Annotated in this window: 20 protein-coding genes and 2 pseudogenes; 12 read left to right on the forward strand and 10 right to left on the reverse strand. The window is 35.1% G+C overall.

From position 1 onward, the window contains the following. The first annotated feature begins 313 nt into the window (after positions 1–313). The 8 genes and pseudogenes from CYJ72_RS07880 to CYJ72_RS11675 all read left to right on the forward strand — a co-directional run bounded on the left by CYJ72_RS07880 (position 314) and on the right by CYJ72_RS11675 (position 6,251). On the forward strand, positions 314–619 hold the full coding sequence (locus CYJ72_RS07880; protein ID WP_284629156.1) for a hypothetical protein: 306 nt from the start codon (positions 314–316) through the stop codon (positions 617–619). A gap of 61 nt (positions 620–680) precedes the next feature. Beyond that, on the forward strand, positions 681–1,643 hold the full coding sequence (locus tag CYJ72_RS07885; protein ID WP_101975427.1) for an IS30 family transposase: 963 nt from the start codon (positions 681–683) through the stop codon (positions 1,641–1,643). 519 nt (positions 1,644–2,162) lie between these two features. After that, positions 2,163–2,912, forward strand: a complete 750-nt coding sequence (locus CYJ72_RS07890; protein ID WP_284629158.1) for a hypothetical protein — start codon at positions 2,163–2,165, stop codon at positions 2,910–2,912. Positions 2,913–3,001: 89 nt separating this feature from the next. Beyond that, the gene (locus CYJ72_RS07895; RefSeq protein ID WP_284629160.1) at positions 3,002–3,493 is read left to right on the forward strand and encodes a DNA alkylation repair protein; all 492 of its coding nucleotides are present in this window, start codon (positions 3,002–3,004) and stop codon (positions 3,491–3,493) included. Continuing rightward, the gene (locus CYJ72_RS07900; protein ID WP_284629162.1) at positions 3,484–3,672 is read left to right on the forward strand and encodes a hypothetical protein; all 189 of its coding nucleotides are present in this window, start codon (positions 3,484–3,486) and stop codon (positions 3,670–3,672) included. The genes CYJ72_RS07895 and CYJ72_RS07900 overlap by 10 nt, the downstream gene beginning before the upstream one ends. A gap of 84 nt (positions 3,673–3,756) precedes the next feature. Further along, positions 3,757–4,179 carry a VOC family protein gene (locus tag CYJ72_RS07905; protein WP_284629164.1) on the forward strand — a complete coding sequence of 141 codons (423 nt, stop codon included), beginning with the start codon at positions 3,757–3,759 and terminating at the stop codon, positions 4,177–4,179. Between the two features lie 189 nt (positions 4,180–4,368). Continuing rightward, positions 4,369–5,538 (forward strand): chromate efflux transporter, encoded by a 1,170-nt coding sequence (gene chrA / locus CYJ72_RS07910; protein ID WP_284629165.1) that lies wholly within the window; start codon positions 4,369–4,371, stop codon positions 5,536–5,538. Positions 5,539–5,671: 133 nt separating this feature from the next. Beyond that, positions 5,672–6,251 (forward strand): annotated as a pseudogene (locus tag CYJ72_RS11675) (GNAT family N-acetyltransferase). Positions 6,252–6,572: 321 nt separating this feature from the next. Here CYJ72_RS11675 and CYJ72_RS07925 read toward each other — a convergent pair. The 4 genes and pseudogenes from CYJ72_RS07925 to istA (CYJ72_RS07935) form a co-directional block, all read right to left on the reverse strand. Beyond that, positions 6,573–7,490, reverse strand: coding sequence for a cation diffusion facilitator family transporter (locus CYJ72_RS07925; protein ID WP_284629171.1), 918 nt, complete (start codon positions 7,488–7,490; stop codon positions 6,573–6,575). A 518-nt stretch (positions 7,491–8,008) separates the two neighbouring features. After that, positions 8,009–8,767 (reverse strand): IS21-like element helper ATPase IstB, encoded by a 759-nt coding sequence (gene istB / locus CYJ72_RS07930; protein ID WP_101813547.1) that lies wholly within the window; start codon positions 8,765–8,767, stop codon positions 8,009–8,011. Further along, positions 8,751–8,984, reverse strand: a pseudogene (locus tag CYJ72_RS11680) (hypothetical protein); the annotation flags it as partial. The gene istB (CYJ72_RS07930) and the pseudogene CYJ72_RS11680, both read right to left, overlap by 17 nt. Beyond that, a complete protein-coding gene (istA, locus tag CYJ72_RS07935; RefSeq protein WP_431606492.1) occupies positions 8,963–10,036 on the reverse strand; it encodes an IS21 family transposase in 1,074 nt (357 codons plus the stop codon). The gene istA (CYJ72_RS07935) and the pseudogene CYJ72_RS11680, both read right to left, overlap by 22 nt. Before the next feature lie 108 nt (positions 10,037–10,144). On the opposite strand from istA (CYJ72_RS07935), the gene CYJ72_RS07940 reads away from it, so the two are divergent. The 4 genes from CYJ72_RS07940 to CYJ72_RS07955 all read left to right on the forward strand — a co-directional run bounded on the left by CYJ72_RS07940 (position 10,145) and on the right by CYJ72_RS07955 (position 14,234). Then, a complete protein-coding gene (locus tag CYJ72_RS07940) occupies positions 10,145–10,951 on the forward strand; it encodes a CorA family divalent cation transporter (protein ID WP_284629176.1) in 807 nt (268 codons plus the stop codon). Positions 10,952–11,136: 185 nt separating this feature from the next. Continuing rightward, positions 11,137–12,327 (forward strand): coenzyme F420-0:L-glutamate ligase, encoded by a 1,191-nt coding sequence (locus CYJ72_RS07945; RefSeq protein WP_284629178.1) that lies wholly within the window; start codon positions 11,137–11,139, stop codon positions 12,325–12,327. 183 nt (positions 12,328–12,510) lie between these two features. After that, positions 12,511–13,170 (forward strand): MmcQ/YjbR family DNA-binding protein, encoded by a 660-nt coding sequence (locus CYJ72_RS07950; protein WP_284629180.1) that lies wholly within the window; start codon positions 12,511–12,513, stop codon positions 13,168–13,170. A gap of 194 nt (positions 13,171–13,364) precedes the next feature. After that, on the forward strand, positions 13,365–14,234 hold the full coding sequence (locus CYJ72_RS07955; RefSeq protein ID WP_101812925.1) for a PPK2 family polyphosphate kinase: 870 nt from the start codon (positions 13,365–13,367) through the stop codon (positions 14,232–14,234). Between the two features lie 274 nt (positions 14,235–14,508). Here the strand turns inward: CYJ72_RS07955 and CYJ72_RS07960 are convergent, their stop codons facing one another. The 6 genes from CYJ72_RS07960 to CYJ72_RS07985 form a co-directional block, all read right to left on the reverse strand. Next, complete coding sequence (locus tag CYJ72_RS07960; RefSeq protein WP_284629183.1) at positions 14,509–14,823, reverse strand: hypothetical protein; 315 nt, start codon at positions 14,821–14,823, stop codon at positions 14,509–14,511. 75 nt (positions 14,824–14,898) lie between these two features. Continuing rightward, positions 14,899–15,657, reverse strand: a complete 759-nt coding sequence (gene istB / locus CYJ72_RS07965; RefSeq protein WP_071408384.1) for an IS21-like element helper ATPase IstB — start codon at positions 15,655–15,657, stop codon at positions 14,899–14,901. Further along, complete coding sequence (istA, locus tag CYJ72_RS07970; RefSeq protein ID WP_284629185.1) at positions 15,654–17,120, reverse strand: IS21 family transposase; 1,467 nt, start codon at positions 17,118–17,120, stop codon at positions 15,654–15,656. Before istA (CYJ72_RS07970) ends, istB (CYJ72_RS07965) begins: the two co-directional genes overlap by 4 nt. Before the next feature lie 35 nt (positions 17,121–17,155). Continuing rightward, complete coding sequence (locus CYJ72_RS07975; protein WP_284629187.1) at positions 17,156–17,839, reverse strand: hypothetical protein; 684 nt, start codon at positions 17,837–17,839, stop codon at positions 17,156–17,158. Between the two features lie 321 nt (positions 17,840–18,160). Beyond that, entirely contained in the window at positions 18,161–20,140 is a 1,980-nt protein-coding gene (locus CYJ72_RS07980) for a purple acid phosphatase family protein (RefSeq protein WP_284629190.1), read from the reverse strand. 267 nt (positions 20,141–20,407) lie between these two features. Next, entirely contained in the window at positions 20,408–21,613 is a 1,206-nt protein-coding gene (locus CYJ72_RS07985) for a cation:proton antiporter (protein ID WP_101812923.1), read from the reverse strand. Positions 21,614–21,682 lie beyond the last annotated feature (69 nt).

The following is a 21,682-nucleotide window of genomic DNA, read 5'->3' on the forward strand; positions in this document are numbered from 1 at the left end:
ATGGCCTATTTATTTTTCTAGCTTAATTTTACTATCCAAATTATTAAAATTTTTGTACAGTTACAATAGCATTTTTGAGTATAAAAGTAAGCCAGAAATATTTAGTATACTGAAACCGTACATGAATAAGGTGATTATAATACAGATAAACAATACGTAATAAATATTTTAGATGAAAACAATTCAGAAAGTTAAGTGAGGTATATCTAATTAATAGCAAATAAGCCTCGGGAACTACCAATATGAGCATGAGTTCAATAAGTAGATGATATTATAGTTTAGTGCACAAAAAGTAAATAAAAGGGGGAAAATTATGAATGAGTTAGAATATTCTGAGGATAAAGTCCGTAAACTGGAAGATAAGTTATATTATTATCACCATCTGACTTCATTAAATAAGCGGGACAAATTAGATTTAAATTTAATACCAGAATCTTTGTTATATTTTTCAGCTAATAATAAACCTATTGATGCTTTAACTTTCTACACTTCGTCCTTAACTTCGGAAATAGCTTTAGCTAGCGACACCAATGTCGATTATGAAGTGTTGGTTCAATTAAATAATTTGTCATATGCTAAGAAATTAAACTTGGATAGTAAAATTAAGCTAGAAAAATAAATAGGCCATTTGTATGGTATCCTAAACATAAAATCACATGCTAAGGAAGGAGTACATACAAATGGCTTATACACATCTTACCATGAAAGAATTGATTTGGATAGAAAATTATTACGATAGCGGTAAAAAAGTAACGGATATCGCTAAAAAATTAAATCGGGCCATCCAAACCATTTATAACGTCGTTAATTTTCTTAAAAATAGTGGTAATATTCAGGAATACTACGATCAATATAAAGAGAATAAATCACGCTGTGGTGCCAAAAAGAAGGTCTTTAACACTAAACAAATCACATATATTAAGAAAAAAGTGGACCAGGGGTGGTCTCCTGACGTCATCATTGGTCGGAATGAACTCCCATTAGGATGTACAGCTCGAACACTTTATCGTCGTTTTAAAGACTCGGAACTCTTTGATCCCTCAACTTTACCGATGAAAGGTAAGAGAAAACCTAATGGGTATCAGGAAAAAAGAGGTAAACAACACTTTAGACGCACCATCGAAGATCGTCAAAAAGAAAATCCACAATATGAGAAAGAATTTGGACATCTAGAAGGTGACACGATTGTCGGAAAAGACCATAAGAGTGCAGTCCTAACACTGGTCGAAAGAATCAGTAAACTCATCATCCCGATAAAAATTAACAGTCGCAAAGCAAGTGATGTGCGAATCGCTTGTGATAACTGGTTTGCTTATTTACCGAGAAATTTATTTAAATCCATTACGTTTGATTGTGGAAAAGAATTTTCTGATTGGCAAGCCATTTCAAATGTCAATGACATCAATATTTACTTTGCTGATCCCGGTTGTCCGTCACAACGCGGCTTAAATGAACACTCTAATGGACTACTTCGAAGAGATGGGTTATCTAAGGGGATGGATTTTACCGATATATCGCAGGAAATACTCAGCCAAACAGCTCATTTCCGCAATGAAATTCCACGAAAATCATTAGGTTATCGAACGCCAATTGAAGTTTTTATCGATTGTTGTAAGGAACTTGGATGGATAGATGCTTTCTAATGCACACAATGTGTTTGTTAAGACAGTGAATCCATTGCGTAAGGCACCTGATTGTTAGAGCTTGACTTGGTGCCTAGCCCGGCATGATGATTTGGGGATGCTTTTTGGGTCTCCTACCCAAACCCTTTCCCCAACTCGCTATTCGCGAGTATCATACCGGAGCATCCAAGTAAAGCTCTAACGATTTAATGCATCAATTTGACTCACTACACTTGCCACAAATCTGACTTTGTGGAAACCTTAAAGTTAGTGGATAATTTATACTTGAACTTTCGAACAAGCATTTTAATTATCAATTAAACAAAAAGCAAACGTATTATGTGTTAGGTAAAAATTCTAGCTTAATTTGACAATCAAAAAAAATTAAAAGTAAGAATAGACGAAGATGAAAATTTTTGGGATAGATTATTAAATAGAAGCTACTCTACTTATAGATTAGATTTCAATAGAAACTCAAAAAGCAAGTTCAATCCTACCTTACTTAGTATTTTTCAAAGTTCGTATGAAAATACAGAAATAATGAAGATTTTGTTTTGGGTAACACAGTGCCTTATAGATGAGCCATTGAATCAAAACTTTAGTCGTTATGAAGATAACAGAGGAAATATTAAAAAAGGAGTAGTTATAAATGATATTAGAGATAAACTAAAAAAGGAAGCATCCTTGGCAGAATTTACTAAAATTGTCGAAAATGCTTATTATAGTGAGTTGCGTCATCTTGGAGCACATACGAATGCCAAGTTTGATGACGATAATCAAACTATAATTAATATAGACAAAGGAACAGTAGTAATGACATACAATGATGCGATCGAAAGCTTCTATTCATTGCAACAGCTACAAAACCATCTCAAAATGTTCGCTAATATTTTGCGTGTAGATGATAATAAAATCATTAATGAAGGAATTGTGAGTTTAGGAGAACTGAATCTGGTTGATAAAGAAAATATATTAGCTCTTTTTCAGTTAAAGCCATTTTTTGTAAATGATTTATATAATAATATCTTGAAAGAAATTACGATTAAAGTTACAGATAATCAATATGTTTTTGATGCTGAAAAAGAATTAATTCGGGTCGATAAAAATGACGAAATAGATGACCTGATTGATAGTGGAAAGAATTTAAAGCAAATTCTGATCGTTTCCCTTACGCCTGATATTTTTATAGAAAATTCAAACTATCCTCAATTATCTAACGAATATGGAGATTTCATTTGTGAGGATTATTATATAGTAGAGAACGTGAACATTATAAAAAATTGTGATTAATAAAAATTTCTATAGTCGAAGCAATCATAAAAGTCTAAAAACCGCAGTTACGATTGGTACGCACATGCCTATCATAAGTAAAAGAGGGAATGAAAACGGAAAACAATAAACCGTTATCTGAAAATGTACAAATTATTTTAAAGTCATTCGATGATTCCACAAAATTAGGGGATTTACGTAAGATTGCTAAAGAGATAAAAAAAGATCATTTATTAGCAATGGAATTATGGTCAACGGATTTATTTAAACCGAGACAATTAGCCATTTTAATTATGGATAATAAAGAGTTAGATGAAGCAAAAGTAAATTCTTTAGTTGAGGATATGGCGATTCATGATGAAAATGAACAAACTCAATTAATGGATTGGCTATTTGCTAATCAATTAACGAAATCAAAAAAATTAGTCCAATTGATTGAATCGTGGTGTGAGAGCAAATTGCCTCTTCAACGACGCACCTATTGGTATTTTGAGGGGAGACGTCGTTGGAAAGGGAAAACTCCACCTGAAAATTCAGGCGAGCTTCTTTCGATTATTGAGCAAACAATTATGGATGAAGAAGCTGTGGTTCAATGGGCATGAATTTTGTTGCGGGTTGGATTGGTGTTTATGAAGATCAATACCGAGCGCGATGTGTTCAACTTGGTGAAGAGACTGAACTTTATAAAGGGATGAGGGTATCAAAAGGTTGTACGCCTAATTACTTACCTGAATTTATTGAAATTGAGTATAACAAGCGACTTGCAAAGGAACACAAATAAATTTTACAAACTACTATTCTAACTTATTTTTGAATGCTATAATGAGTTGACGTTAAGTCAACTTTAGAAAAAAGGGTGGTCCTTTTGGTAAAAGTAGTACCGTATTTAAATTTTCAACACTCATTAGAAGCATTAGCATTTTATGAAAAATTAGGCGCAACTGATATTCAAATTGTTAAAGCATCGGATCCAAGTTTTGCTGACTCACCAATGGCTGGAAAAGCGAATCCAGACTTCGTGATGAATGCGCAATTCAATATGTTAGGTGAACGTATTTACTGTTCAGACACTTGGGGCAATATGCCAATTGATATGTCTGGTCAAAATATTTCAATTGTATTTGATTTAAATAATGAAGATGAAGTGAATGCCGTTAAAGAATTAGAAGCTAAAGCGAAAGAATTAGGTTGCACGATTACTCTACCATTAGGAAAAACAGAATGGACTGAACTATTTGGTATGTTCGATGATCCATTCGGAGTTTCTTGGTTATTAAACGGGGAATAATTAATAAAACAGTTTAGCCTTAGATCGGAGGATATAATCCCTTGGTCTAAGATTTTTTATTTGGAAAATAATTAGTGTTGCTAATATTCTTATTAAAAAGCATCATAAGGCAATTGGTTTCTTCCATACTATAATTGAGGAGATAGAAGCCTATTTCTGTCATTTAATTATTTCACTGGAGGTTACTCAATGAAATCGACGCATCTGACATTTCTAAAAGATGTTTTTATTTGTTCTCTAGGTGCTTATGGAGGGCCGGAAGCCCATTATGGTGTATTTTCAGATCAAATGGTGGTAAAGAAGCAATGTGTGACAGAGGAAGAATTAACGGAGTTGATTGCATTAACTTCAATTCTTCCAAGGCCAAGTTCTACGCAGACAATTATTGCCATGGGCTATAAAATGGGTGGTGTTCCACTAGCGTTGTTAACCATGGTTGTTTGGTCGCTTCCTGTTTTAGTTATTATGACGGCACTGTCTTTCTATGGGCAATTTGCCAAAGCAATGAATGTGTCGGCAGACATTTTCCGTTTTGTTGGACCAATGGCGGTGGGTTTTATTTTAGTGGCTATTTATAATATTGGACGTAAGGTCATTAATTCAAATCTTACGGTAGGATTATTTTTATTGGGTGCAGTCGTCACATATTTCTTTAAAGCAACTTGGGTCTTTCCGTTAGTACTTATTTTAGGTGGAATTATTGCTGTTTGGGCATCTAAGGAAGAGGGGATTTTTAACCATGTTTCGATTACTCCTCCGTGGCACTATTTAATACTATTTTTCGTTTTTGCACTGGGATTAATCGTATTAAATTTTTTATTTGATAATTTAATTATCAAGTTGTTTGAGAGTTTTTATCGATATGGTTATTTAGTCATTGGTGGTGGACAAGTGGTTGTGCCTTTAATGCATAATGATTTAGTGGAAGTTCATCAACACATGACAAATGATGAGTTTTTAACCGGTTTTGGTATTGTTCAAGGAATGCCCGGTCCGATGTTTAGTTTTTCAGCATATGCTGGAGGTATGGCTGCTCGTTCATTAGCCTGGGTAGGCCAATTAATGGGTGCGATTGTAGGTGGCATTGGAATATTTTTACCTGGTATTTTATTAATCCTTTTTGTTTATCCAGTTTGGGAACAATTAAAAGGGATTAAAGCAATAAAATTATCCATCAGTGGCATTGCACCGGTGGCTTGTGGGTTAATTTTGGCTTCAGCTATTACGATGGTACAAAGAAGTGGATTCTCTTTTATAAATATGGCAGTAACGTTAGTTACGGTATTATTATTACTAACCAAAAAAGTTCCGGCACCTTTTATCGTCTTAATGGCCATTTTACTTGGAATCTGTTTATAATGTGAATATATTGGGAGTGTCCAGATTAGTAGCCCTTCATGACTGTTTTCTATTTGGACAATCCCATTTTTTTATTGCCAATAGTGTAAAGGAGTAATAAAATAATATCATTCTAAAAGAAAGAAGTGACCCGATGGAAATTAGAAATGCCAGTTTAACAGATGCTACTCATTTATTATCAATTTATGCTCATTATGTGAATAATACTGCCATCACTTTTGAACTAGAAGTGCCGTCAGTATTTGAATTTGAAGACCGTATGACGAATGTTTTAAAACGTTATCCGTATTTAGTAATGGAAGAGCAAAAAGAAATCATTGGTTATGCTTATGCGAGTCCCTTAAATGCACGACAAGCGTATGATTGGTCTTGCGAGATTTCAATTTATTTAGATCCGTCCTACACCACAAAAAGGTTACGGACGTCAATTATATCAACAAATGGAAATGACTTTAAAAGAGATGGGGATCTTAAATATTTATGCTTGTATTGCTTTTCTGGATGATGAGGATGAGTACCTATCAAAAAACAGTGTTGATTTTCATTGCCACTTAGGTTATCAACAAGCAGGTGTGTTTCATTATTGTGGTTATAAATTTAATCGTTGGTATCACATTATGTGGATGGAAAAAATTATTGGTAAAAAACATAAAGATATGCCAAAAATTTTGCCATACTCACAAATAAAAGAGGATAAGTTTATCGAAGATTAATCTAGGTGAATTATAAATAACACAAAAGAGAGGGAGTAGGCCAGAAGTAGAAAATTGAATGATTTACGCTTCGTCTGCCCACCCCGCACAGCTGGGAGTGAAGTAGAAAACCGAATGTTTTTTCGGTTCGTCTGTTCATCCCCCACAAAGTGAGTCCACTGCATCACAGTGCTTTAAAATAACGAACTGGATTTATAAAGTTTATGCTTTCTCGCCAACTCTCTCTTTATTATGAGGTATTAAAAGAGTTTAATAGATTTTAAGTTGTTTCAATTATGAGGGATAATGTGCTCTTATTTTTTAAATAACTGATCTTAAAACTTAGTGGTGGTGATGATGCCCATGGCTATGAGTATGGCCCTTGCGATTAGCGAATATTTTTTCTATATCACGTTTATGTAAGTCGTGTGCTTCACAAGAAGAATCAATTTCAATCGTGACATTATAAACTTGATGGTGTTCCAATAAATCACGAATGTCATGTTTTGTTTCTTCTATCAATTGAGTATCATCGACACAAATATGTAAAGTGGCATTGTTTTCAAGACCATCCATCGACCAAAGATTTATTTGATTTATGGATCGGATATTATCGTGTTGAGCTATTTCATTTTCTAATGTTTTTAAGCAGATATCTTCAGGAACAGCATCAAGAAATATTTTCAAATTGGTCCAAAATTGTGGCAAAGCTCGGCTTAAAATAAAGATTGAAATCATGAGTGAAAGCAAGGGGTCTAAGAAATACCAATTAGTAAAACGTAAGATAATTGAAACTGCTATAATAGCTAACCAGCCTAAGATATCTTCTAGGAAATGTAAACCAAGGATCGCTTCGTTTTTAGTTTGTCCACGGCTGACGACATAACTAGCGATAAAATTGATGATAATGGCAATGAGACCTAAAATTAACATACCGTTATAATTGACGGGTTCAGGATGAATTAATTTAGGGATATTTTTAAGGGTAACAAAAAAGGAACCGATAATTAAAATAAGGGCTGTAATCATCGCGCCCAGTAAACTGAATCGTTTATATCCGAGAGAAAATTGATGATCTTCCTTACGATTAGAAAAATTTTCTAAGAAAGCCGCAATCCCAATCGCTACTGCATCACCAGTATCGTGCACAGCGTCCGCTAGTATAGCGCTAGAATTAAAAATTCCTCCATAGATAAATTCAATTATCGCAAAGCTTAAATTCAAAATAAAGGCAATCAGTGTATTAATATTTGATTTCATCATGAATCCTCCTAGTCAACTGATGTTTATATTAATAGTGTAAACCATCCCTTAATAGGAGAGTCAAGACTTTTGTTTATCATCTCACACATATATATAGTATAATAGGGAGTGTTCAAGAAGTTGAAAATCGATTGATTTTCGCTTTGTTTGTTCACCCGCGCAAAGTAGAGTAGGTCTCAAACAAGTCTAGAGACGCAGATTGAGACCACTCAACCACTGCGTTATAAATTAATTTGACTGGACTTTTCAAGATTAATCTCAGCTAAATTATGACGCCATTTAAGGACAATCAACCACTGCGCTACTAATTAACGAACCATAAACTTGACTAAATTTAACAAGTTTATGCCTAGCCTCGCCAAAACATTATCAAACAGTAGAAATGAGGAAAATCATGGAAGGATTACCGAAAAAATTAAGTGATATCAACGTTGAAATAATCGGCGTAAAAGAGTATCACGATAAGTATCAATACCTTATATAAAAGTCAACTTAAAAATCCCGATTTGTCTCACTTAAGATTCCCCACTTTTTCGTGGGGAAAGCTTGTCTTTAATTCGATAAGAAGGCCCTGTTATATTAATGAGATAAGAATGATGTAAAATACGATCAATAATCGCCTTTGTTAACATCTCATCTTGTCCCATAATGGTATGCCATTTATCGAAAGTTAAGTTACTCGTGAAGATCGTGGATCGCTTTGTATATCGCATATCGATCAATTGAAAGAATAATTTTGCTTCAAGTGGACTTATTTCATTAAATCCTACTTCATCAATCACAAGTAACTTATATTTGAAGAATAATTTTATTTTTCGTTCGAGCGTTCCTTCCTGATAAGCCGTTCTCAAGGAATGGATTAGTTTACTAAATTTAATAAAGTAAACACTATTACGTTTAATTGCGACACTATAGCTAATCGCAATCGCTAAATGCGTTTTGCCTGTACCTGGATTCCCCACTAATACCACGTTCTTTGCTTCGTTATAAAAGGATGACTCAATAATCGTTCTTATTTGATCCTCCTCAATACTTGGCTGAAACGTGAAGTCATAATCGTCGATAGTCTTTAAGTAAGGGAAAGCAGCGACTTTAACATTATACAAACGGTTATTTTCATCCTTCGCTTCCACTTCTTTGGCCAGTATTTTATATAATCCAGATAATTCTGCCTCGGTCATTTGATGGTTTTGATATAATTGTTCTAAGTAGTGCTGTGCTGATTTAAATTTTAAATACTCTAATTGCTCTTGTACTTTAAGATAGATTGTCATAACGGATGCCTCCTAATTCCCTTGAAATAAGACTCGGTTCTGTCGCTGTTTCTAAGTTATTTGTTTCATCCTGCTGTTTTGCATAATACAATTGGTGCTCTGGCTTTATGTTGAACAGTTGATTGGTTATAGGATGACTATCGATGATGTTTCCGTTATAATAAATATAAAGTTTATTGTTTTGAACGATAATTTCTACTTGTTTACCGATAAATTCTTTTGGAACGGAATATTTATTATAATGGTATTGGAAGAGAGAGTCGTTGGTAACATGAACTTTTTAAGATGAAGGTGATAAGGTTTTCTGACTGATAAGGATGGCAGTGGGACCAAATCACCTTTTTCTTTTTCTAATAAGAAATTTCGTGGCAACCTTGTCGCTTGAGAAATGCCTCTGTTATCTTCTTCATTCAGTTGTTTTAACCGATGATGCATAGTCCATATCCCTTCATAGGTACCATTGTAATTATATAATTGTTCCACCCATTTATTCTGCGTCTCCGTTTTTCCTTTTGTTTGAGGACGATAGACCATACACGGCAGTGGTTCAATACCATAATCTTTACAAAATTCTGAAAAACGTGAAGTTAAGACAGCTTTATCTCCCATACTCGTTCGTGGTTTTTCGACAAATGCTTTCAAATTATCAATGACTAATTCTCGTGGTGCTCCGCCAATTTCCTCGAATGCTTCTGCTAAAAATGACAGTAAGTTTTCTGTTGTCGGATTTAATATCAGTCGACGAACATTGTAACGTGACCATGAAAGAGTTAACGTTGGAATATATACTGTAATGGTCTGCCCGTCATTCGTTACTAATTTTACTTTTTCTTTTAAATCGAATTGAGCTTGTTGACCGGGTTGAGTTTCGAAACGTTGTGTGAACGCTGTTCTAGTATTTTGTTGGAATGACTGACTCAGCTCTTCATCATTCACAATATAGCGATAAAAAGTAGAACGGGCACAGGTGATATGATGTTCTCTTTTCATAAAATAGAAAAGGTGATCGATATAACTGAAGTGACGCGTTGAATCATGAAGATAGGAAAGCATCAGCGGTTTAAACTCATCTAAATACTTTTTTCTCTTACGTGTTGTCTTTGGTATCACGCCTTCTAGTCTCTTCTTAACCGTTTTTCGGTCACAGTTTAATTCACGTGCAATCTTTGATAGATTCAATTTCAATTCTCCTTTCTGATACCATTCACTTAACCTGGATAAATCATCTAATGATGTGATTGTGATCTTTGCAATTTCTGACATAATCATTCCTCCTAATGGAATAATTATATCAAAAAAGATTACCTCAATTGTTTTTGTAACTGGGGAAAGTTACGTGCAACAAATTGGGTAATCTTATTGTAACTTTTATACCTTATGGAAGATAACCATTTTTTAAATTTTAATAAGCCTGTTAAACACACTAAAATATATGATATGTCTCATTATGCATATGGAGCCCTTTTTTTACCAAAGATTCAGCAACGTAGCGAACAATCTTGTTATTTTTATTTATATGATGCGAGATTCATTATTATTGAAGAGCATGATTGGATGAAAGAGTTGCTTAATCAAATAGCGAATGAAATAAATACTATTGAGCTTACGAAACCGATTCAAGTATTATTAATGATTATTGAAAAAATGATTTATTCACAAGAAAAGTATTTGGATGAAATTGAAGAAAAGTTAGATCAGCAAGAAGAAGCGATGTTAAATAATGATGGTGAATATCAGCCTGATTTAGATCATGAGTTTCATAGATATGGCAGAGAATTATTAGCATTTAAACGTTACTATCAACAATTATCTGAATTTTGCGATTTGTTAGATGAGTATTTTCAAGACATTGTGAAGCCAATCAGTCGAAAAAAATTACAATATTTAAGCCAGTATGCGAAAAGATTAAAAGATGATGCATTGGATTTAAGAGAGTATGTGATGCAATTGCGTGAAATCTATAACGCAGATGTCTCTAATAAGCAAAATCGGATAATGCAGATATTGACAGTGGTGACAACGGTTTTTGCGCCGTTAACCTTATTGACGGGATGGTATGGTATGAATTTTGAACATATCCCTGAATTAGAACCCCCTATATCCTATCCGATAATCATTATGGTCTTCATTGGGATCGTTATATTTGAAGTGTATATGATTAAGAAGAAGAAATGGCTCAATTAATTCGTCAAAATACGAATTATCAATAGCGTTTTCATAGGTGTTTTTCTAAATTTTTCTAAATATAAAAGATTTTCTTTTCTATCTTTCGTTTTTAGTGTATGATGTATCTGGACAATGAATAAGAGAACAAATGCTATGCTCGTTCTATCAACGTCTAAATTCATAATGGAAAGTGTGAAAAGCTTATGGCAAGAAATGTTGGAACAGTTGCTCGTGGTATCCGTTGCCCGATTATTCGACAAGGAGACGATTTAGCGAAAATCGTTGTGGATAGTGTATTGGAGGCAGCTGCCAGTGATCATTTTGAAATTGGTGATCGTGATGTCATCGCAATGACTGAATCTATCGTTGCACGCAGTCAAGGTAATTACGCATCAGTTGAAGCAATTAGTAAAGATGTTCGCCAAAAATTAGGTGGCGAAACAGTGGGGGTTATTTTCCCAATTCTTTCACGTAACCGTTTTTCAATGATTTTAAAAGGAATTGCATTAGGTGCTAAAAAAGTTGTTTTAATGTTATCTTATCCAAGAGATGAAGTAGGAAACCAATTATTAACAGAAGATCAATTAGAAGAACATAATATTGATCCTTATGCTACCGTAATGAATTTAGAAGAATATCGTCGTTTATTTGGCGAAAACTTGCATCCATTCACCGGTGTAGACTATGTTAAGTATTATGCAGAAATTGTGACAGCAGCTGGAGCAGAGGTAGAATTTGTATTTGCGAATCATGCTAAAGAAATTTTGAACTATACTGATAAAGTTATTAACTGTGATGTGCATACTCGTCAACGCACTAAGCGTATTTTAAAAGCACAAGGTGCGACGGTTTATGGATTGGATGATTTATTAACTGAATCTATTGATGGTAGTGGTTATAATGCTGAATTTGGCTTATTAGGATCAAATAAAAGTACAGATGATAGTGTCAAGCTATTCCCACATGAATGTACTGATTTAGTTAAAGATGTTCAAGCCCAAATCCTGGCTAAATTAGGTAAACATGTAGAAGTGATGGTTTACGGTGATGGTGCCTTTAAAGATCCAGTAGGACAAATCTGGGAACTAGCTGATCCGGTTGTTTCACCAGCCTTTACGGATGGTTTAGAAGGTACGCCAAATGAATTAAAATTAAAATATTTAGCTGACAATGAATTCAGTGAATTATCAGGTCAAGATTTAAAAGATGCGATTGCGTTGCGTATAAAAGAAAAGGATCAAAGTTTAGTAGGTCAAATGGATTCAGAAGGAACAACACCTCGTCGTATTACCGACTTATTAGGTTCTTTATGTGATTTAACGAGTGGTTCAGGCGATAAAGGGACACCGATTGTATTAGTTCAAGGTTATTTTGATAATTATACACATGATTAATTGTTTTATTCTTAAATAAGAGATTAAAAGGCTCGAAAGACCCAGCGGTTTTGCGAGTCTTTTTTGCGTAATAGAGTCATATTTGAAGAACCACGGATTAAATATTCCTGATAGATAACTTTATTTTTTAGTTTTCAAAATAGATGATTTATAATAGTTTTAGAAAGATTGTGGGGTGGTAACATGCGATATTTAGATAGTCTCGTACAAAAACAATTTATTCCTCCTTTAGCGCTTAAGTTTGGTTTTAAAAAAACAGGACCTGAAACATTTGAAATCAATCAACCTTTAAAAACATCCGATTTTGAGGTTCAAATTATGATCGATCATAATGAGATAAAGTTAACAGTGTTTGAATTGCCAGAAAGATTAGAGTATTTGCCTTTCAATTTAAACGAGGATGAGGGCGGTAGTTTTGTTAATCAAATTCGTTCTGAAGTGAATGAAGTGATGCATCAAATTATTGAATTGTGTTATCAACTAAAGGATTTCCGAAAAATAGTATTTGATTTTGTTAGGGCTGAATTAAATACAAAGTTAGAGACGCCTTGGGCTAAGCATCCAGAATTTTATTTAATGAAGACAGCTAATCGTCAAAAATGGTATGGATTGATGATGCGCATTTCATATCAATTATTGGATTCACAGCAGCCAGGTATAGTAGATGTATTAAATCTTAAAGCACCGCCTTTGCAAATCGTTGATTTAATAGACCATCAGACTTTTTATCCAGCTTATCATATGAATAAGAAGCATTGGGTGAGTGTGGTAGTGGATGAAAAGATTAATCTAGAGCAATTACAGGCATTAATCCGACAGAGTTATCAATTGGTAGAAGGTTGAGTCAATATAACTAAAAATATTATAAATCCATTTGAAAATAGGTCGGCTTGTATTGATACAACTGAATAGGATAACTTATCAACCAATAGGCAGTGCTATCATATTTTATTATGTTGATAAGGTGTTATTTTTGTTAATAGTCTCAAATATATTTATAATGAAAGGTAGTAAATTAATACAGAGGAGAATCTAAGATGCTAAAACAATATAAGTTTGACGGAAGCGAAAAATTAAATATAAAAAAGATTCCAACCAATGCGGCAGAGGATAAAGTAGAACGCGAAGAAATTGAGACGAAATTTTCCGAAAATTTATTGAAAATGGAAGAACTTCAAGAGAAATTGTATGCGGATGGCCGTGAAGGCGTCATTGTGGTGATCCAGGCTTTAGACGCTGCCGGTAAAGATTCAACCATTAAACATGTGATGACGGGGTTTAACCCACAAGGCGTTTACGTGGAAAGTTTTAAAGTCCCGAGTGAAGAAGAAGCAGCTCATGATTTCTTATGGCGTATTCACCGACATGTGCCGGAGCGTGGCGATATTGTAATCTTCAATCGAAGCCATTATGAAGAGGTCTTAACCGTTCAAATTAATGATATTCATAAAGGCTATCGTTTAGCTGAACGAGTGAAAAATGATAGTGATCAGGAATTTTTCAAAAAACGTTATCGTCAAATTCGAGATTTTGAAGAATATTTATATGAAAATAGCTATCGAATCGTCAAAATTTACTTAAATGTGTCAAAAGCAGAGCAAAAAGAACGCTTTTTAGAACGGATTGAACGTCAGGAGAAGAACTGGAAGTTTAATGCAGGGGATTTAGATGTGCGTGATCAATTTGATACTTATTTAGAAACTTATGAAAAGGTGATAAATGAAACGGCTACGAAACATAGTCCATGGTATGTTATTCCTGCAGATCAAAAGTGGTATACGCGTTACTTAGTATCTGAAATTATGCTTGATTTATTAAAAGAAATAGATCCACAATTTCCAGAGGTGTCAAAAGAACAAATTGAAGCCATGGAAGAAAGTAAAAAACGTTTATTAGCAGAAAAATAAAGAGAATAATTGTTACCCAAAATATAAGAGGGGTAGGTATAGGAAGCGAAAATCATGGGTTTTCTTCTTCTTACCTACTCCTATTTTTTTGTAGCAAAAATACTACTGATGGAAGTTTTGCTAACAAGAGGCTGGGCATAAACTGGATAAATTTAGTCAAAATTATTGTGCGTTAATTAATAGCGGAGTGGTTGAGTGGTCTCAAACTGCGTCTAAAAGACTTGTTTGAGGCCTACTCAACTGTGCGGGGGTAGGCCAACGAAGCGAAAATTATTCAATTTTCTACTTCTGGTCTACTCCCATAAGCTAAACCGATACTAATGCCATTATAAGCATAATAATAATAGACTTCTTTAGCAGCTGATGTTTCTGATGTTGAAAACCATGCATTGGTGATGATGCCTGATTTTGAGTCATAGTTGATGCTATGAGGCTGGCCAAGAATGCTGAGAATTTCTTGGTGATTGAGTCCGGCTTCATGAGCCAAACGGTCCAATTGTTTTTTGGTTTGTTCAATGGGGTGCTTCATTGATGCTTGATCACCCGATAAGTAATTGATGTCCGTAATAATGTTTTCTTTAACTGTCACAGCATTGTATATGTCAAATGAAAAAGGGACCACTTTGCTGACGAAAAAGGGACCACCTTGCAGTGGTAATAGGAGCTAATCTTCTCCTTTCTCTAGTCCCTTTTTCCATAGGCTTGTTTGCTTCATTCTGTAACTTTCTCCTCGCATATCTACCACATGGGCTTTGTAAGCGAGACGGTCGACAAGCGCTCCTGTTAAAGTAGGATCTTTAAAGCATTCTTGCCAACGATCAAATGTTAAATTAGTGGTAATAATCACCGATCCCTTTCCTATCTGATTCGATAATAAATTAAAGATAAGTTCAGCCCCCGATTCATCGAAGGATAAATAGCCAAGTTCGTCGATAATCAATAAATCTACCTTCTTTAAGCGCTGCTTAAAACGATAAAATTGACTCTGAGTGACGGCCTCTTTCATCTGGATGACTAGATTAGGGGCGTTGACAAATAAGACATTATAACCCTTTAAACAAGCTTCCATCCCTAATCCAATACTGTAATGGGTCTTACCCGTTCCTGGATTTCCTATAAAAATGGCATTCTCCTTTTCTTCAATAAATTGTAACGTCTTTAAGTTCCGTAGTTCCTTTCTAACAGGCTCCTGAAAGACTGTGTCATCAAAGTCCACCAAATACTTCTTCTGATTAAATTTAGCCGCTTTGATTCGCCTTTGATGACTACGGTCCCGTCGATGCATCACTTCTTCATTCAGCCATTCTTCGATGGCCTCTTCAATGTTCAATCCTCTGGCTTGATACTCTTTTATTAATTGCTGGTGATTCTCTTTAAGAAAGGCCAATTTTAGCTCATTAGCTGCTTCAACAATCTTCATCATATAACTTCCTCCAAACCGAAAAGGTCATTGAATTGATGAAGAGTCTGCTGAGTCTGCTGGATGATGGCATCTTGACTCGACTCCATTGAGGGCTCTTCTAGTGAAGAAAGAAGGCTGGCTTCAATGGTTTGAATGCGAACCTCAGGATTTAAAACTTGATATTTTTCAAGTAGTTCTAGGAAATCTCTTGGTTTATCGCTATAATATTTCTCATAGAGGATTTTCAAATCAGGGTTATACTTCAATGCATGTGAATGCTTTAATGCCCCCGGCTTCTTTTTCAAAGTTTTGATATAGTGGAAGATATCGAGACAGAAGCCTTGAGAACCCTCTATTTTTTGATGCCTAGCGACCTCTTGATCATTAGAATAGATAACTAAGCGGTCATGATAGGCTTTCACTTGGACAGTTTTTCCAACTAGGTAATCGGGTACTGAATACTGATTGCGTTCATAATGAATAGCGGAATAACGATTTACCTTTAGTTCATGGAAATCTGCTAATTCAAAAGGTGGGCGATAAGATAAGAGCTGTTCCTTTTCGGCTTCTATTTGGCTACTTTCATTTAGTTTTACCAGTTGGGATTGGAGATGGTCACAAGCTGTTTCTAAACTATCGAACTGATAGACTTTGGTGAAACAAGCTTGACGCACCTTTTTAACCCTGCCTTCTACTGTTCCTTTCTCATTACCGCTGAAACAATTGGTGACGTTGATATCAAACCCATAATAAGTAGCTAATTGAATCAGACGAGCATTCAACTCCTTTTCACTTTTGCCAATAAATCTTGAAACAACGTTACGCATATTATCATAGACAACTTCTAAATAAACACCTCCTACCTGTTCAAAGAAGCGAACATGTGCGTCTTGAAAAACATCTTGTTTCTGATGGGTATATAAATAAGCCCAATAATAATCGGAAGCTGGGCTGGCAAAGACCGCTAGGTAAAGTGTTGTCACCTTTCCATTGATTTCCAGCTTAACTTCTCCAAAGTCAAATTCAACTCGGGATCCTAATTCATACTCTTGGCGTATAAAAGCCTCCTTAGCCTTTTTATTCAATTGTCCCCAATAGTGAGCGACCGTTCGATACTTAATATCATAGCCTTCCTCATTGAGTATTTCAGCGACAGCTACGGCAGTTAGAGCTTGTTTATGTGAACCTAATCTTTTTGTTTTCTCTTTTTCTTCTTCAAGCAACTCCTTCATTCTTGCCTCTACTTCTGGAGTAAAGGCTGTTTTCTTTCGGTTAGAGCTATCATACTTTCTCTTTAACACTAATTCCTCTGTGGCACGTTCAAGGGCTTGGTCGTCTTCAGCTTTGCCCAGTTTAACTAGCGTCTCGTCATAAGCATCACAAATTTTTCTGACTGTTTTTCTATCTACCTCCAGTTTACGACTAATTCCTCTTTTAGTTTCTCCTCGACGATAACAACTGATAATTTCAAATTCAAGAGTCATACTTAACACTCCAAGCAACCTCCACTATAAAAATTCTATCTAAATATTATAGCGGATAATTGACTGCAGGTGGTCCCTTTTTCGGCTGCAATTCTTTCGATTTTTGGCCCCTTTTTAGAATACAATAAACAAGCATATTTATCATGGTTTTCACCGGGAAATTGATAGACAATGGCATCAAAAATATAAGAGACTGATTTTGGTGACTCCAAGTAATCCGCCAATACTTCAACTTTTGTATGTTGTTTATCTTGATAATTTTCTCTTAAAAGGGATGCGAGTTCATTAAATTTATCAAATGTAACGGGTATAGTGTCTAATTCAAATGATTGTTCACCCAGTCCTTCAAAGTAAGTCTTTTTTTCTAAATCATAAGCTAATTTCAAAGCAATTTTTCGGCCACCATCTTCTAATGTAAAAAGATGTTGTTTGATTTGGTCATTCATTTCAATCACTTCATCTGGTTCACCTAATAGTACTTGAATTTGCTCTTCGGTGATACTATTTTCAGCGTTAGCGTTAAGATAAATCGTTGAAACAATTGTATGAGCCTTTTCTTCTAAACTTAACTCGGCCCATTGTTCGTTAGTAGGAAGTGTGGTGCTAGTTGGAATAATAAGCTCAGCTTCATGAGCTTGTGATGTGGTTTCAGTTTCATCAGATTGAAAGGATACTCTAGATTTATCAGTATATGATGTTTGTTGGGACGCGTTAATCATGGTGTTTCCTGCTTCCACTAAAAGTGAATTTATTTGTGAGACTGCGATTATTATAAACAGCGCATAAAATATTTTATTTACGAATTTCATTTTAAACCTTCCTCTATATAAAGCAAGGGAGTGGACAAGAAGTTGAAAATCGGATGATTTTCGCTTCGTCTGCCCACTCCTCACAGTCCAGTAGGTATCCAACTAGTGATTAAGACACGTTCTGATACCACTCAACCCTTGCGCAATAAATTAAATAAATAGGATCCAAAAGAGTAATAAAAGTTTTTTGCCTAGGTTTTGTCCTTTTTCTTCCAATATAGATAGGAAAGATTATTGGGCAGATATTTCCTCTGTAGTTGTTTCTTCCTCTTTGGACTCAGTTGAATCTTCAGCAGAAGTTTCATCTTCTTTTGACTCACCTGATTCCTCAGCAGAAGTTTCTTCTTTTTTAGATTCAGTTGATTCTTCAGCAGAAGTTTCATCTTCTTTAGATTCAGCTGCTTCTTCAGCAGAAGTTTCTTCTTTATTTGCTTCAGTTGTCTCTTCTTCAGTGTTTTCTGCTGCATCTTTCGTGATACCGAATTCGTAAACTAATTCTACTTTACGTTCTTCGCCAGCTAAAATATCACCAGAAACTGGATAAATTTTAACGTGTAATGAATTCCTTTCAACAGTATAGGTTGCGAAGTTTTGAACAGAGCTATCACGCCAGTTAGAGTGAGACTCTGCAAAAGCTTCCGTTTCTTGTGGTTGGTTACCGAATGCGAATAAGCTATTATAATAATCAACATCTTCGGCTGTCATCCAATCTAAAGCTGGTCGAACTTTATGAACATGGTCTACACCTTTAGAGTAAATATCATCATAGGCTTTAGTACCACCAGTATTAGGTAATACAAACACTGTTGCTTTAGGATCTACATAGTAGTCAACGCCATCTTTTTCGATTGTTTCAGCATCCGCGATGACACCATTCGAGAAGTTTTCTTCAGTTGGTACGAAATTTAATGGATAGGTTGCTGATAATACATGGTCATGCCCTTGTAAAGCTAAATCAACATCTAGTTCATCAATTTGTTGCATGAATTCTTCACGAACGGCTTGAACATCACTATCTTGCAGTGAATGATACGATTTAGAGAAGATAGGCTTATGATAAGCTAAAATTACCCATTTGGCACCATTTGCACGTGCTTCTTCAATATCTTTACGAGCCCATTCTAATTGAGCTTTACCAAAGGCTTTTTCATCTGGATTATCAGTATCGTCTGCTTTATTATCATTCGAGTTTAATACTGTAAAATGAACACCATTGTAATCAAATGAGTAGTATGAACCGCCACTAATCGCATCATTAGCTGAGTTCACATTAACATGCTCATTAAATTGAGTAATATCTGGATCAGGGTATTCACCAAATTGTTTCATTGTGTATTCATCGTGGTTACCAGAAGCTGAAACGAATGCGTAATTTAAATGAGTAGCTTTTGATTGTTCCATCAGGTCTACCCACTCGTCTTCTACTTCAGCTGTTTCAACAAAGTCACCGGTGTGTAAAATGAAATCTACATTATCAGTACCCACTTCTGCAACGGCGTGAGCAATGGTATCGGCAGCAAATGTTGCTTCGTTACGAACGTTTTCGTTCCAATACGCATTTTGGGTATCGGTATATTGAATAAAAGTGAATGATTCATCCGCTTTGCCAGCTGTTTTGAATTTTCCGACCTCGGACATTTCGCCTGAAGCTGAACCCACTTGGTAGTAATAAGTTGTGACAGGTTCTAAATCGGTAGCTTCTGCTTTATAAGCATGTTCTACAACATCAACAAGCCCTGCTTGACCTATTTTGTCACCTGAAGTCCATTCAGGTCCAGTTTGATTTTCATCGGTAAAGTAACCATTAATTTTTGGTTCGCCATTTTCATCTTTTTCAATATTTCCTTCTTCATCGTAAGCAACGTTAGCAAAGATTAAGAAGCCATTTTCATCACGCTCTAAATAGCGATTGGTTACTTCAGTAGCTTCAGCCGTGAATTCCATCGGTTCGCTCATATCTTCAGATTTTGAAACTAATACGGTCGCATCATCAAACTTCGAAGTAGTGAACCAGTTAAAGGCCATTGAAGTTGATGGATCATTTTTAATGGTTGTAATGACACGGTTAGGGACATCATTTGACTTAACTTCAGCAACAACCGGTTTTTCTGCTAAAAGTTCCATGTCTTCTGCAAATGCAGCCATTGGAGCTAATAATTGAGTAGCAGCAAGTAACGATACAACGAATTTACTAGACTTAGATTTAAGCAATTTTACTCCTCTTAAAAAATATCAATATGCTTTACGCACTTTAATTATGGCAAAGTAATATCAATTTTCTGTAAATATTAAGTAAAAATCTAATCAATTATTCCTTGCAAATAAACTTAAGTAAAAAATTAATCAATGTGTTATTGAAAGAGTTCGCTAATATTTACTTGCAATGAAAAATCCCCAGCTAATGAAAATAATTAGCTGAGGTTGTTAAGAAATGATATAGTGTTGAAAAGTAGTATTTAGAGTTTTGTGAATATTTGTCTAATCTATTAAATTATCTTGTGATAGCAAAGTGTGTTGGGTTCGATCAATTAATAATGCCCCAAGAGGTGCGGTAATGGTGATACCGATGACCGCCACGGATAAGATAAGTGGCCCTGTATTTAAGCCGACGGCTAAAGGAATAGCACCAATTGCTGCTTGCACTGTTGCTTTTGGTAAATAGGCAAAAATACAAAATACTTTTTCTTTTGCTGACAGTTTAGTGCCGAGTAAACTAAGGTAAACGCCTAAACTTCTAAAGATTAAAGCTAATAAAATAGTTAATATAGCTTTAAATCCAGCAATGCTTAAATAACGAATATCAACAGCTGCTCCCACTAACACAAATAACAATAATTCTGAAGCAATCCATATATTACCAAATTGTTTAGATAACTTTGTCGATTGTGGTATCGGACCACGCATTTTTATTACGCTGGCCATACTCATGACGGCTAAAAGACCCGAAATTGCAATGGTATTAGCTAACCATTTTTCAATCGCTACGAGTATGAATGAAATAGCAAGCATTATAATGACTTTTTGAATCTCAGTTAAGCCAATGTTTGTATGAGCCCATTTGAAGAAAAGAAGTAACAGCCAACCTGTTAAAATACCTAAGCCGACGCCAGCGATTATTGAGATAGGAATATTAAAGAAATCTTGATAATGGATGGCGCCACCTTGTGCCATACTTAAAAAAGCAGTAAATAATATAATCACCACAATGTCATCGCATGAAGCACCCGCTAAAATGAGTTGAGGAATTTTCTGATTCGTACCGATTTTTTGTTCAATCAAATGTATCATTCTAGGTACGACCACAGCAGGAGATACAGCAGCCATGACAGCGCCCATGACAGCAGCATCAATAAGAGAAATACCTAATAACCAAGGGGCTATCAGCAAATAGCCAATAATTTCAATTGTTGCAGGCAAGAAACTCATCAGAACGGCAGGGCGTCCGACTTGTTTTAAATCCGATAAATCTAAGGTAAGCCCAGCTTTCAGTAAAATAATGATTAATGCCATTTTTCTTAAATCAGCTGAATTATCGAGCAAAGCTGGTTCAAAGGCGTTCAGTAGATGGGGACCGAGTAAGACTCCGGCAAGCAACATACCAATAATACGAGGCAAACCAATTTTTTCAGCGACCGTTGCCATTAATAAGCCGCCTAAAAAGACGAAAGCTAAAGATGTTAACATAAATTAATCTCCTTCATTTATTAATTTGTTTCACGAAGGTATCCATAAAAAAGATGACCCCCGTGACAT

The organism is Globicatella sanguinis, assembly GCF_002847845.2.
Lineage (GTDB): Bacteria > Bacillota > Bacilli > Lactobacillales > Aerococcaceae > Globicatella > Globicatella sanguinis.